The organism is Komagataeibacter kakiaceti JCM 25156, assembly GCF_000613305.1.
The window spans coordinates 1-964 of sequence record NZ_BAIO01000709.1; the positions used below are offsets into that span (position 1 = coordinate 1).

Annotated in this window: 1 protein-coding gene; it reads right to left on the bottom strand. The window is 65.2% G+C overall.

Annotation, left to right across the window (positions count from 1 at the left end; all coding sequences use genetic code 11):
• On the bottom strand, nucleotides 1–964 hold a 964-nt coding region (locus tag JCM25156_RS18170; RefSeq protein WP_025814258.1), incomplete at both ends, for a retroviral-like aspartic protease family protein.

The window sequence follows — 964 nt, forward strand, 5'->3', positions numbered from 1 at the left end:
CGGTGTCGTGGCCGTGCCGGTGGGGGTGGGTGTATCCGCTGGCGGGGCCATGTCGATCAGGCGGGCGATGGCGGTGCGGGTGCTGAGCAGGCCATGCGTGGCCCGCCCCCGGTCATCGGGCATGTCCTGCTGGGGGGAGATGAACGCCATGCCCTGCGGGAAGGCCAGCAGGACGCGCCTGCGCCGCAGGAAGTTCATGCCCAGGACATTGTAGGTCGTCTTCTCGATATTGATATCCAGCGGCAGGTCACGCCACGCGCCGATCGTGATGTCATCAAAATGGTGCCGGCGCCCGTTCAGGATCCGCCCCGCGTTGGTGCGGACATTCATGTCCTTGTGCAGGATGGCGGAACTCAGCCCCACGCTTCGCGCCACCTTGCGCGTGAGGGAGGACATGTCCGCCCCCGGTTCGATTTCCATCCGCACCGGATGGTCCCCGATCTGGACGGTGATGCCGGTCAGCCGCCCCTCTGTGTCGGGCAGGAGGGGGGTGCTTATGCCATCCGCGTCCACCCAGTTGCGCGCGGGTGTGCAGCCGGGGGCGTCCGTGGTCAGGAACAGGACCATCCGCCGGGCCGGAAAGTCAAACAGCACGTTGTAGTTGCACAATATGTCATAGCCGATAATGCCCAGCACGGGCTGGTCGTTGATCTGCGGCCTGCCAATCCCCTCCATTACGGCGGGGATGTCCCGGGCGGTTCCGTTGCTTATGCGCAGTTCGTTCAGGACGGTGGTGTAGGTCATGCCCGTGCCCGCGATGGTCTGGATGCGCACCGGGGTTTCCACGGGAAAATCATCGGAGGAATGGGCGTAAACACCCACCCGCCCCTGTGTCACGCTGACATAGGACAGCCCGACTGTCCCGTTGAACGTGGCCGGGACGATGGGGCTGCCGCTGTTGGTCAGCAGGGGGGCCGCGATCACATGCGCCAGACAGGCTTCGGGCAGGCCATACAGTTCAGCG